Below are 13,527 nucleotides of genomic sequence, written 5' to 3'. Positions count from 1 at the left end.
TTTACACCAGTACACATGCAATATTGCATCCTGGTAATTGATTTAAGATTTATGGGTACTTCAAGAAGAAAGTTCATTAAAATTTCCGCTTTAGGTTTCGGTGGTGTTGCCGTTGCCGCTTCCACGATGGAGTCGTTGGGCGTGAATGCTTATTTAGAAGGTTTAGCCTTGGAAAATTCCTTGGAAAAACTAAAACAGACTGCCACATATTGTGAGGTTTGCTTTTGGAAATGTGCCGGATGGGTACATTCCGATAATGACGGAAACATTCATAAAATAATAGGTAATGATATAGACCCCCACTGTAATGGTAGGTTATGCCCGCGCGGAACTGGTGGTGTTGGTATGTATACGGATACGGATAGATTGAAGAAGCCATTGGTACGTAAGGTTGTTAATGGGGAAGAAACATTCGTGGAAACCAGTTGGGATGAAGCCTTGACCTTGATTGCCACAAAAATGAAGGATATCAAGTCAGTATACGGAGCGGAAAGTTTTGGGTTGTTAAAACATGGATCTCCTGGTTCCCATTTTGAACATTTGTTCAAGGCTTATGGTTCTGATAGTATTGCCGAACCTGCATATGCGCAATGTCGTGGACCTAGGGAAACAGGTTTTGGTCTTACCTTCGGTTCATGGGTAGGTTCTCCCGAACCTACAGATATAAGGGACACTAAATGTTTGGTGTTGATCGGTTCGCATATTGGAGAGAATATGCACAATAGCCAAGTACAGGAAATGTCCGATGCCATTGATAATGGTGCCACGATAATAACCGTTGATCCTCGCTTGTCCACTGCGGCAAGTAAATCACAACATTGGTTGGCGATAAAACCTTCTACCGATATTGCTTTGTTATTGGCTTGGATGAACGTATTGATCAATGAAAACTTATATGATAAGGAGTATGTGGAGAAATATGCATTTGGATTTGATGAATTAAAAGCCCACGTGCAACAATATACCCCAGAATGGGCCTATGGCGTTACAACCATAAAACCGGAAGAAATACGAAAAACAGCCCGTATTATGGCGGCAGCGGCCCCAGCAACGATTATTCACCCCGGACGACATGTTACATGGTATGGTGACGATACCCAACGGGCGAGGGCGATGGCCATTTTAAACGGACTATTGGGTTCTTGGGGTCGTCGTGGCGGATTCTATTTTAAAGAAAAAATCAGTATACCTAAATACCCACATCCACCCTATCCTACTCCAAAATGGGGATGGGAAGAAATCGGGGAAAAATATCCCTTTGCGGAAATGGGTATTACCAATGAATTGATTCAGGCATCCATTCCATCTGAAGAAAATGAATATCCGATTAAGGCTTGGTTGGTAGCCGGCACCAATTTGAACAATTCAATCCCGAACAAAAAGCTACTCGAAGAAGCAATCGAAGCATTGGATTTTATGGTGGTGGTAGATACCATGCCCATGGAAATCACAGGTTATGCCGATGTTGTATTACCCGAATGTACCTATTTGGAACGCTATGACGGAATAAGATCGGCAACCAATCGGGAACCATCCATAGCATTGCGTATGCCGGCCGTTGAACCAAAGTACGACTCCAAACCCGCTTGGTGGATCGCCAAACAATTAGGGGAAAGACTAGGGCTGCAAGACTTTTTTAAATATGAAGATTTTAAGGAGGTCATTGCGTGGCAATTAAAACAAATGGGTACCTCTTTAGAGGAAATGGAGAAAATCGGGGTTAAAAAATTCCCGCGGGAATCGGGCCCTATGTATTTGGATGAAGGTCAGGATCATGAATTCTATACCGATAGTGGCAAGATTGAGTTTTACTCAACAGCTCTGGAAAGCCAAGGATTTGACCCCATGCCAAAATATACGAGACACCCTGAACCCGAACCAGGTTACTATCGCCTAAATTATGGAAGGTCTCCCATGCATACTTTTAGTAGAACGGTGAACAATCCTAATTTGAACGATTTAAAAAGTGAGAATGATTTATGGATCAATCCCAAAGTGGCCCGCATATTGAACCTGAAAAAAGGACAATATGTTTGGCTAGAGAACCAAGATGGGGTTCAGTCATCATTTCCCATAAGGGTACGTGTTACCGAAAGAATACGGTGGGATTCCGTATACATGGTCCATGGTTTTGGACATAACAACAAAAAGTTAGGACGCGCACATGGCAAAGGAGCCAGTGATACCCAATTAATCAGTCAAGTCGCAATAGATCCCATAATGGGAGGTACAGGTATGCGCGGAAATTTTGTAAAGATATTAACCGAGAACCCTGCTAAAACCGTAGAAGTATGAGATATGCCATGGTCATAGACACTAAAAAGTGTGTAGGTTGTAGCGACTGCGTAGTAGCATGTCAAACAGAAAACAATGTTCCAATCGGTTATTGTAGGGATTGGATAACGGAACGGGTAGAAGGTACGTATCCCAATTTAGAATTGGAATTACGATCCGAAAGGTGTAATCATTGTGAAAATGCCCCTTGTGTACGTTGTTGCCCTACAGGTGCAAGCCATATAATCGATGGTGGAATCGTATTGGTAACCCCAAATGAATGTATCGGTTGTGGTGCATGTATAGAGTCATGTCCCTATGATGCAAGGTTCCAACATCCCGATGGTTATGTGGATAAGTGTACATTTTGCCATCACCGATTGGAAAAAGGACAACTACCGGCGTGTGTATCGGTATGCCCTACAAAATGTATGTATTTTGGGGATTTGGATAATCCGAATAGTGAGGTGTCTCAATTACTTAAGGCTAGAAAACATAAAACACTGGCGCCGGAAGCGGGTACAAAACCCCATGTTTATTATTTAATATAAGCTCTAAAAATGGAAGAAGAACTATTTACTAGTGGTAGAAACATACCGAATATAGACCCGTCTTTACAGATTTGGCACTGGCCCATTTCCGTCTATCTTTTTTTAGGGGGCTTGGCGGCCGGACTCCTGTTTTTCGCAGCGCTATCAACTGTTCTGAAAAAGGAGGACGAAACACCGGCTACGGTCAAATATGCTATCATAGTGGCCCCAATAGCTTTGGTACTTGGCCTTATGGCCCTGTTTTATGACCTAACCCATAAAATATTTTTCTGGCAATTATATACCACTGTAAGAATAGAATCCCCCATGTCATGGGGTGCTTGGGTATTACTTTTTATTACTCCCCTATCCATGCTTTGGGTTTTTAGTTATTGGAAAGATATTTTTCCTAAAATGGATTTAAGGTTGTCATTTCTGGAAAAATTCCGATTGTTCTTGGCCAAGAACCGAATGAAAATGGCCTATGTTTTAATTCCGCTATCGATAATACTGGGAATCTATACAGGGATATTACTTTCGGCGTTTAATGCACGACCACTTTGGAACAACGCCATATTAGGGCCTTTGTTTTTGGTTTCCGGACTATCAACGGCAGCGGCCACCATTATACTCTTTTCCAAATCACATAGTGAACGAAGTCTTTTCAGTAAGATCGATGTAGGACTTATTATTATCGAATTGGCCCTCATCGTTCACATGATCATGGGGTATTGGGCAGGTTCTGAAGTACAGTTGGAAGCCATGGAGCTATTGGTCAATGGTGAGTTTACGGTAATGTTCTTTGTTTTTGTGATCATACTGGGCTTATTGCTACCTGGCCTTTTAGAGATAATGGAATTGAGAGGATATAAAGTTCCTGTAGTGGTGCCGGCTATTTTAATACTTATCGGAGGACTTGTGTTCCGGTTTGTAATGGTCGAGGCAGGACAATTAACAAGATATCTATATTAATATAAATAATATACAATGGATAAAGCAAATAAAGATAATCGACATGTTTATTGGAATCCCTATTTCGGAGGTTTCCTTTTGGGCCTTTTGATCATTTTCACCTTTTATATGACAGGAAGGGGCCTTGGAGCAAGTGGCGCCATGAAAAGTAGTGTCGTTACCCTGGTAGATAAGGTGTCGCATGAGCATACGATCAATAATGGTTATTACAGCAAATTCGTAAAGGATGGGGAGTCTCCCATGAACACCTGGTTGGTTTTTGAAAGTCTTGGGGTTTTGGCAGGAGCCTTTATTTCCGGTTCAATTTCCGGACGAATTGGGTTTAGGGTACAACATTCACCTAAAATCACCTCACGAAGACGGTTGGTCTTCGCCTTGGGTGGTGGAGTCCTTTTTGGGCTCGGCGCCCAGATAGCAAGGGGTTGTACCAGTGGGGCCGCCTTGAGCGGAATGGCAGTATTATCAACAGGAGGATTCATAACAATGCTGGCGATTTTCGGAACGGCCTACCTCTTTGCTTATTTCTTTAGGAAAAATTGGATTTAGATTAACGATAAAATTGGAAACAAATGGGACCCTTGATACCAAATGGAATTTTAACAGATGAATGGAACATTATTATTGCAGTACTGATCGGGTTGGCCTTCGGATTCATATTGGAAGCCTCGGGGTTTTCCTCATCCCGAAAATTGGCCGGAGTTTTTTATGGATATGATTTTGCCGTGTTAAAAGTGTTTTTCACCGCAGCTGTGGTTTCGGTAATCGGATTGTATTATATGGATTATCTGGGATGGATAGATATGGGGATGCTTTACGTGCACCCGACCTATGTTTGGGCCGCGATTGTCGGAGGGGCTATTATGGGTGTTGGTTTCGTAGCAGGAGGATTTTGCCCCGGAACCAGTTTGTGCGCCGTTGCCATTGGTAAACTGGATGCTTGGGTCTATGTATTCGGTATATTGATCGGTGTTTTTATATTCTCAGAGGCTTATACCGTTTTTGAAGACCTTTATAATGGCTCCTTCTTAGGTTACATTACCTTAATGGATAATTTTGATATCCCGGCAAAATGGATCATATTGGGGGTAACCGCGATGGCCCTAATTGCCTTTTTCGTCTCTGATATCGTAAGAAAGCGTATTAAGAAAGTATTTTACTAAATAAGAAAACCATGATCAATAGGAATCTAGCCAAAATCCTTGCTAAAAGGTATATCATATTAGCTTCATTATTGTTTATTGCCGCTTTGGGCTTGGTCTTGTTGCCTGAGTACAAAAAGAATGAACATGTAACGGCAGAAGATCTTTTGGCAAAGGTCGTGAATCCTGAACGGTATATTACGTCTGATGTTTTGGCAGATAAGATCGTTACTAAAGACCCCTCAATCTTACTGATTGATCTGCGTACGCCAAAGGAATATGAGGCTTATACCTTACAAGGCGCCATGAACATACCTTTCGATAAAATTTTGGAACCGGATTTTGAAGGTTATTTAAACCAGGATCAATATGATATCGTATTGTTCTCCAATGGCAATTTCAAAGCAGATCAAGCATGGCTTTTATTAACAAGGAAGAACTATAAGAACCTACATGTTTTGAATGGGGGCATCAATGGGTGGTACAACACTATATTAAATCCACCGAAGCCTACTGAGAATATGCCGAATGAGGCTTTTGAACGCTATAATTTCAGGATGGCCGCTGCCTCGTATTTCGGAGTGGGGAACAATACTGGGGAAAGTGCGGTAGCCGATGAGCCCGAAGCGAGGAAAGTTGTAATTCCGGTAATGAAAAAGAAAAAAAGAAAACCAGAAGGTGGTTGTTAAAAATCTATGGATATGAAAGAATTGGAAAAAACCCAACGCATCTCAATTTCTACGGTACTGTTCATTTTGGTCATAATCATAGGTATACTGACTTTTAAAAAACCAACTAACGTCTATGAAAAGTCCGCCAAGGATACTTTAGCCATATTGGGAACCCAGGAATATTTGGTGCCCATATCGGAAGTAGACCCAACCAATACCGTGTTGATAGATGTTAGGGACAAATTCGAATATTCTAAAAGCCATATAGACAATGCCTATAATATACCGACTGCCGATATCTTGAAAGAAACCAGTATTTCAATATTCGAAGAATTGAAGGATGCCGGAAAGGATATCGTTTTTTATGGTAAAAATCCGGATGAAGCGAACAGTGCATGGATGATTTTATATCAATTGGGATATGAAAACATTAAAATCCTTAATAATCAAACAGAGCTAGTAGATAATAATTTTAAAATAACCCCATACGATGTAAAGCAACCCATTCCTGATTATATGGATGTATTTAAAAAAGGAAATCCAGAAAATTCCAACGGATTAGAACATATGGCTCCCGAAACCACTAAAAAGGTCATCGTTATAAAGAAAAAGAAAAAACGTAAACCAGAAGGAGGTTGTTGATCCTTTGTACGATTCATAAAGTATAATCAAGAACGAAAAAAACGAGGAAAGACCGTGAATTTTCTTTTGGTGTTTATAAAAAAGACCCCGGTAAGCAGTATAACAGCGGCAATAATGGATTGAGAAGTTACATCCTCGTCTAAAAAATGCCAACCCAAGGCAAGTGCGATTATGGGGTTTACATAGGTTGAGGTAGCCACTTTCTCTGGAGAAACGACTTGTAGTAGATAATTGAATGCAGTAAAAGCCACGATACTTCCAAAAACAATTAGTAAAATAACGGAATATTGTACAGGACTGCTCCAGGTTGTAGGGGATGACCATTCTTCTCCAAAAAGGAAACTGGAAATAACCAACATAATACCCCCGGAAACCATTTGATATCCGGTATTCACAAAATAATTCCTAGGTAAATCGGCTTTACCTACAAATAGGCTCCCGTAACCCCAACTTAGCATACATGCAAAGATCATGGCCATACCAACAACGGAATTCTCTTGGTTGAGAACTTGTTTTTGGCTCACGAGTAAGTAAATTCCGATCAATCCGAAAATTACCCCAACGATGGACATCATCTGTATTTTCTTTCCTAGAAAAATGCGCATAAGTAGAAGTACGACCAATGGTTGTGCCGAAATTTCCAAGGCTGCGAAGCCACTATCCACGAATTTAAGCGCCCATACCACTACCCCATTCCCAATGGTCAAAAACAAGAAGCCGGCAATGGTAGTGTTTTTTATTTGTCGCCAACTAATTTTTATGTTCTTTCCCATTATTTTGGCAATAATGAATATAAGAACCCCTGCTATGACAAAACGTATGCCCGCCAACATAAAGGGCGGTAGTTCGGTTACGGCAATCTTATTCAATAAATAGGTTGACCCCCAAATGACGTAAATGGAAAAAAAAGCGAGGATAATCAATAATGGATTTTGATCTTTCGTCATCAGCATTCTAAAAAAACCAATTAAGCCCCAATATTAAACATATACTTTGAATTATCTATAATGAAATTTTAATTTTGATGTTTTTTTTGCAACAAAAAATGCTGAATACATTATATCTTCTATCATTTTTAACAAGAGGTATGTTGCTCATAAACATAATATCATTAAAAAAGAGGACCTTGGCCCTCTTTCTTTCACTAATCCAAATTAAACCCCGTTTATTTAGAGTCTAAAATTTTTGTACTTAAATAAGCACTTGAGCTCACTATTTTACCTTCATCATTAAAGTCATGAATGTACATTGCGGGCAATGTCAATTTTTTCCCGTCAGATTTTCTAGTTAATCTGAACTTCCACCAAGATTGCACAACTTTGGCATCACCGAGGTCGTATTCCAGGTAATCCGGGTAACCGATAACATCGATACTATTGAACTCATAAGCCTGCCATATACCTTCATTCCTTTTTTTGATCTGTTGAAGATCCATGGTTTCCCCTTCAGGTAATTCCAAGGAAATAAAACGACAATCTTCATCTAAGAAACTGTATGCAGTTTCAAAATCGGAATTTTCAAAGGCCCCCATCATCCTTCTAACGCTGTTAATGTTATCATGATGGTTGTATATGGTGCCATTTTTCCTGTCTGTTTGACTTTCACCTATCTCCCAGAACATCCTATTTTCATAATAATTGATCAATGTATTGATCTTGCCATCATCATCTAACTTGTACAGTCTATGAAAAGGCATATCCAGTTTTACACCGGTCTTGTTATGAATGGCCTTCATATGGTCCCATGTCTGTACCCAAGTACCACTTTCTTTATATTCGATGGCATCGGGATAAGCCCCTTCGGTTGGTTTCAATGAAACATAGGACAACATTTCGGGTAGCGATTTTACTTGCTTAAGAAAGGCTTCTTTATCTTGGCCCTTACGATCTTTATTTACATTTGAACCATAGTAAGATTTAAAATCATCGGATAGAAAGTTGGCCACTTTGGCATCATCGCCTGCCATCCAGGCTTGTTGCATTTGATCGACCATTTCCAATGCTGGATGTTCTAAATAAATGTTCCCGTTTTTTTTCTTTTGCGAATATCCGTAAGCCATGAAAAGGATAAAGGATAAGATTGTTACTTTTTTCATTTTACTACAGTATTGGATTGTTTGGAGTGATTACAGTTTTTGCATCACATTTTCTGTGGTAATTAAGTAACTAAATGATGTTTATTTTGATTAAAAAGGACGAGATAACAGTATTCCTTTCCCACTCTATGTGTTTTTTTATCCGCAGGAAAGTAGTCCTTTATAAAAACAAAAAGACCGCAACAAGGTTGCGGTCTTTAAATCAATATATTTAAGGAAGAAGATCTAAACCTTCTTTACCCTTACGGCATTCATGCCTCGTTGTCCTTTTTCCAACTCGAAAGATACTTTGTCATTTTCGGCAATTTCATCGATTAAACCGCTTACGTGGGTAAAGTATTTCTCTTGGTCAACACTGTCTATAATAAAACCGAACCCTTTGGACGAATCATAAAAAGAAACCTTCCCAGTTCTTACAGGGTCGAACTTTTCTTCATCACTTTCCTCTTTTTTGGGAATTCCCAATACAATATCCTCTGCCTCTATTTCAATTTTTTGTGATGGGTCTGGAGGAGTATCGGTAAGATTACCATTGTAATCAACATATGCAAACTGAATACCACCACCACTTTCTTTGGCAGCAGCTTTTCTAGCTAGTTTTTTCTTTTGTTTTTCCTCACGTTTTTTTAAACGCTTCTTTTCTTTTTCACTTTTGTTAAATGTCTGTTGCGACTTCGCCATATTTTAAAACAATAAATTTTTTGTTGCAATTTAAGAAAAAGGGCTTAGATAAATCGTGCTATGAAAAAAACAATCTAGAAGAAAACCTATGATCACGTCATTGAGAAGTAATCCCTTATTCAAAAACTTATGCAAATATAAGATATTGCTTTTAAATGGAATGAGGGTGACGTTGAGATTTACAAAACAAGGTTGACATGCACTTTATGAACATATCAACCTTGAATTCCCTTAACTGAAATTTTTAAGCAGTGGCCTCTTCCCTTTTCCTATTATCGGCAATTTTTCCGATTAAATCCGGGATTTTTTCAAAAACGGCTGCCAGACCATGGGTCTTACCGGCTTCTAAAAATGATATTTGGTCATCTTTGGTAACCAAAAAGCCTATCGGTTCTATACCAACACCTGCGCCGGCACCCATTCCTTGGCCTTTTTTAGTTTTTGCTTCGGTGCCTTCACCACCTCCCGATCCAAATCCCATACCTACTTTTATAACAGGTACACATTTAAATTCGCCAAGTTCAAATTGTTGCCCTACAACCGTTTCTGTATTGGCTTCGGTCTTCATAAAGTCTGTAATCTGCCCTAATAATTCTTCAAAATGTAGTTCCATAGTATTGGGTTTTAATTGTTAATAAATGCTTTTAGAATACGTACTGGTCTATTTTCTATTTGGAGTATTAGTTGGTTCTGCCCTTGAAAATTAATATTGAATTGACCTTTACAAAGGTTAGCGATTGAGAGTAAAGGATACAATTTTGCATTCGTAATACAATTACCGGTATCTATATTGAGTACAAATTCTTTTATCTTGAAAGTCCTGACTACTTGAAGGATTTTATGCACGGTCAGTTTTTTTTTGTTTTCTGATTTAGGTCTTGGGGTTGATTTTTTCATTTTGGATTTTCTTTTATGATCTAATGGTAATACATCGAACTTCATGAACCAAGCTTCGATACGAACGCGAATCAATTTATCTACATCGGTTTCCACTGATGCCTTCAAAAGGCCTACAACCCGGATATAAAATTCTTGAGTGACCGTATTTACGTATATAATCACTTTTGTGTAAAGTATATATACTATTACCGTGCATATGAACAAACAAACAATCAGCAATACCATCATTCGTTTTATGGCAAATAAAGTAAAATGAATGTGCTACTACAATGACTTGAATCACTGGTATTAATTTTAACAGTTTATTCAAATAATTTTAAAAAACAAATATAAGTAACTGATATACAAATTAATAGATGCTGTTAGGGCTTACTCTGCCCTAAGCTATTTTGTTAAATATTATATAAAATAGTACCTTTTTATACATAGTACTGTAACAAAACTACAACCTTCTCGTCTGTTTAGTGTAAGTCAATTAAAAAGTATAAAAATGGAAACATTATATCCACATCAAGTAAGACCTAGAATATATTTTAATATAGGCAGTGGTTGGCATACCGATAGATTATATCATATAAGAATACAAAACAACAACAACAACTAAAAACAAAAGTCATGAGAGCATCATTCAGAAGAACAGCAACGGAAACCAGGGTCAATTCATTCTTTTCGACCTTAAAGGATTCAAAAAGGGTTCAATGGGCAGGTTATAGGAATTATAACCGCTAGAATCATCATCATCAAATCAAAAAACAATCCGACCTGGTCATCAGGTCATAAAAAAACAAAAGTCATGAAAGCATCATTCAGAAGAACAGCAACGGAAACCAGGGTCAATTCTTTCTTTTCGACCTTAAAGGATTCAAAAAGGGTACAATGGGCAGGTTATAGGAATTATAACCGCTAGTACAATCATCATCAAATCAAAAAACAATCGGATCTGATTATCAGGTCATAAAAAACAAAGTCATGAAAGCAACAATGAGTAAATCACCAACAGAAGCAAGAAAGTACGCTTATTTTTCAAATTTCAAGAACAGTAAGCGAGTTCGATGGGCAGAATACAGAAGTTATAATAGGTAGTCCACGAAAAAACAAACATCATCAATCATGTCCTGAACTTGTTTCGGGACCCAAAAACAAAACATCATGAGAACAACAATCACCTTAGAAACACCAACAGAATCCCGTACACATACTTACTTTTCAAATTTCAAGAACAGTAAAAGGGTTCGCTGGGCCACTTACCGACATTTCAAATAATTTGCATCGCGTTATGCATAGGTATAAAAAACGAGAGGGCACACTTTTAAAAAGTGCGCCCTCTCTGCGGTTGGTTAGGAATTTATTATTCTGACTGTTTCACCAATTCTTTCTGTACGTTAGTCGGTACGTTTTGAAAGGATGAGAAAACAGCACTGAAGGTTGCCCTACCTTGGGTCATTGACCTTAAATTCGTTGAATAGCCATACAGCTCTGCTGCCGGCACGGTACTTTTTAAAATTTGATATTGATCCTTGGTTTCTATACCTTGGATTATGGCACGTCGGGATTGTAGGTCTGTCATTACACTACCTACCATTTCTTCCGGTACTTTGACCGTTAGCTCTTGTACAGGTTCCAAAAGACTGGGATTGGCATTTAAAAATGCTTCTTTAAAGGCATGGGCCCCTGCTATTTTAAAAGAAATGTCATTTGAATCTACGGAATGCATTTTACCGTCGTATACCATTACCCTAACATCACGGATATAGGATTTTGTTAGTGGTCCCGACTCCATTACTTCCAATATGCCTTTCATTACAGAAGGCAAATATCGAAGGTCAATAACACCGCCTACGATACAATTATAGAAAACCAGTTTTCCTCCCCAGGGTAAATCAACTTCTTCCTTGCCCCTAATGTTAAAGCCTTCCGGTTCGGGCATTCCCTCGTACCATGGTTCGATCTTCAAATGTACTTGGGCAAACTGTCCGGCCCCACCCGATTGTTTTTTATGCCTATAGTTGGCATTTGCCGAGCGTTGTATGGTTTCGCGGTATGCAATTTTTGGACGTTCAAAAATTGCTTCTATGCCATAAATATTTTTTAAGGCCCAGTCTATCGTAGCTAAATGTAATTCGCCTTGGCACCCTAAAATCAACTGCTTCAGTTCTTTGGAGTAAGACACGACCACCGTTGGATCTTGACTATGTATTTTCTTTAAGGCTTCACTTAATTTTTCCTCTTCCTTCTTATTTGCCGCAGAAATGGATTTTCGTGTTCTGGGTTCAGGAAATTGTATGGGTTTTATAGTGATAGGGTTTCCTGCCACGTGGAGGGTGTCGTTCGTTTCAGTATATTTTAATTTTAAAGTAGCTCCGATATCCCCAACGGTCAATTTAGTTACGGGTTCCCGTTTTTTACCATCCATAATGAACAACTGGTTCAATATTTCCGTTTCCCCATTTCTGGAATTTACCAACTTGTCATTTTGGTGTACTTCTCCGGATTTTACTTTAAAAAAGGTAATCTGACCTAAATTGGGTTGGTGAATGGTCTTGAAAACGAACAAGGAGGTAGGCGCTTCTTTTTTGGGTTCTATCGCATTCCCCTCAACACTTTGTTCAGGTTTTAAATCGGCTGCTGAAGGCGCTACATTGTCAATAAATCCCATTAATCGGCCACTTCCCATATCATTAAGACCAGAGGTGCAGAATACAGGGAAAACTTCTTGGTTGAGCATACCGGCCTTGATCCCTTGGCGCATTTCATCTTCGTTCAATGAGCCCTTATCAAAGTATAGCTCCAATAATTCCTCATCATTTTCCGCTGCTTTTTCAACCAGTTCATTATGAAGTTGGGCAGCCACTTCTTTTTGGTCATCCGGAATGGGAAGTTTTTCAGGTTTTCCTCCATCAGGGCCAAATTTGTACATTTTCATTTTTAGTACATCGATAATGCATTGGGCACCATCGACCTTTAATGGATATTGGATCTTAACCAGATTATTCCCGACCAGATTCTTTAGACTATTGTAACTTTCTTCATATTTAAGACCTAAATGGTCTATTTGGTTGATTACGAATAAAGTCGGTTTTTGATATTTATCTATATAGTTCCAAATGATCTCCGTGCCTACTTCAACCCCATATTGACCGTTTATGACCGTAACAATGGTATCTGCCACACGAATCGAGGAAATGATTTCCCCAATGAAATCATCTAGACCGGGAGTGTCCATGATGTTTATCTTATACTGCCGCCATTCGGTATGCATGGGTGTCGCAAAAACCGAGTTTCCCCTTTCATGTTCAATTTCGTGATAGTCGGATACGGTGTTCAAGTTTTCAATAGTACCTCTTCTGTTAATCAATCCCGCTTCAAAAAGCATTGTCTCGGCCAGTGTTGTTTTACCAGAGTGATGAGCCCCTACAAGAACAACATTTTTTATGTGTTTGTCGTCGTATACCTTCATGGAGTATTGATTTTGAGATGTCTTACAAATCTAATCTTCCAGTAATTGGAATAACATGATTTTTGTTAGCTTTTATATGTAAAAAATATCGTATTCTTTAAATTTCGTTATAGTTTTACGAAATCGTTGATTTTATAGGGGGTTTCTCTAAAATTACAAAAAAAGG

Annotated in this window: 13 protein-coding genes; 7 read left to right on the top strand and 6 right to left on the bottom strand. The window is 38.9% G+C overall.

Annotated features, from left to right (window positions below):
• Positions 1-15: 15 nt before the first annotated feature.
• From GJ691_RS07565 to GJ691_RS07535, 7 genes are read left to right on the top strand one after another with little or no spacing between them, the layout of a single operon-like run.
• Complete coding sequence (locus GJ691_RS07565; protein WP_218944426.1) at positions 16-2,295, top strand: molybdopterin-containing oxidoreductase family protein; 2,280 nt, start codon at positions 16-18, stop codon at positions 2,293-2,295.
• A complete protein-coding gene (locus tag GJ691_RS07560; protein WP_154365443.1) occupies positions 2,292-2,825 on the top strand; it encodes a 4Fe-4S dicluster domain-containing protein in 534 nt (177 codons plus the stop codon). The genes GJ691_RS07565 and GJ691_RS07560 overlap by 4 nt, the downstream gene beginning before the upstream one ends.
• 9 nt (positions 2,826-2,834) lie before the next feature.
• Complete coding sequence (nrfD, locus tag GJ691_RS07555; protein WP_154365441.1) at positions 2,835-3,776, top strand: NrfD/PsrC family molybdoenzyme membrane anchor subunit; 942 nt, start codon at positions 2,835-2,837, stop codon at positions 3,774-3,776.
• A 15-nt stretch (positions 3,777-3,791) separates the two neighbouring features.
• A complete protein-coding gene (locus GJ691_RS07550) occupies positions 3,792-4,322 on the top strand; it encodes a YeeE/YedE thiosulfate transporter family protein (RefSeq protein ID WP_154365439.1) in 531 nt (176 codons plus the stop codon).
• 23 nt (positions 4,323-4,345) lie between these two features.
• On the top strand, positions 4,346-4,936 hold the full coding sequence (locus tag GJ691_RS07545; protein ID WP_154365437.1) for a YeeE/YedE thiosulfate transporter family protein: 591 nt from the start codon (positions 4,346-4,348) through the stop codon (positions 4,934-4,936).
• Between the two features lie 11 nt (positions 4,937-4,947).
• Positions 4,948-5,604, top strand: a complete 657-nt coding sequence (locus tag GJ691_RS07540) for a rhodanese-like domain-containing protein (RefSeq protein WP_154365435.1) — start codon at positions 4,948-4,950, stop codon at positions 5,602-5,604.
• A gap of 12 nt (positions 5,605-5,616) precedes the next feature.
• A complete protein-coding gene (locus GJ691_RS07535) occupies positions 5,617-6,228 on the top strand; it encodes a rhodanese-like domain-containing protein (protein WP_179955060.1) in 612 nt (203 codons plus the stop codon).
• Between the two features lie 26 nt (positions 6,229-6,254).
• Here GJ691_RS07535 and GJ691_RS07530 read toward each other — a convergent pair whose 3' ends face one another.
• The 6 genes from GJ691_RS07530 to GJ691_RS07505 form a co-directional block, all read right to left on the bottom strand.
• Entirely contained in the window at positions 6,255-7,175 is a 921-nt protein-coding gene (locus GJ691_RS07530) for an EamA family transporter (RefSeq protein WP_154365576.1), read from the bottom strand.
• 218 nt (positions 7,176-7,393) lie between these two features.
• Positions 7,394-8,323, bottom strand: coding sequence for a nuclear transport factor 2 family protein (locus GJ691_RS07525; RefSeq protein ID WP_154365429.1), 930 nt, complete (start codon positions 8,321-8,323; stop codon positions 7,394-7,396).
• A gap of 225 nt (positions 8,324-8,548) precedes the next feature.
• The gene (locus tag GJ691_RS07520; protein WP_154365428.1) at positions 8,549-9,004 is read right to left on the bottom strand and encodes a cold-shock protein; all 456 of its coding nucleotides are present in this window, start codon (positions 9,002-9,004) and stop codon (positions 8,549-8,551) included.
• 244 nt (positions 9,005-9,248) lie between these two features.
• Positions 9,249-9,617, bottom strand: coding sequence for a GerW family sporulation protein (locus GJ691_RS07515; protein WP_154365426.1), 369 nt, complete (start codon positions 9,615-9,617; stop codon positions 9,249-9,251).
• Between the two features lie 11 nt (positions 9,618-9,628).
• Positions 9,629-10,066, bottom strand: coding sequence for a hypothetical protein (locus GJ691_RS07510; RefSeq protein WP_154365424.1), 438 nt, complete (start codon positions 10,064-10,066; stop codon positions 9,629-9,631).
• Between the two features lie 1,186 nt (positions 10,067-11,252).
• Positions 11,253-13,361 (bottom strand): elongation factor G, encoded by a 2,109-nt coding sequence (locus tag GJ691_RS07505; protein WP_154365422.1) that lies wholly within the window; start codon positions 13,359-13,361, stop codon positions 11,253-11,255.
• Positions 13,362-13,527: the final 166 nt, after the last annotated feature.

Source organism: Maribacter luteus (genome assembly GCF_009674825.1).
In the GTDB taxonomy this organism is placed as follows: Bacteria; Bacteroidota; Bacteroidia; order Flavobacteriales; family Flavobacteriaceae; genus Maribacter_A; species Maribacter_A luteus.
Note: the sequence above shows the minus strand (reverse complement) of the source record. Positions and strands in the feature narration are given on the sequence as shown.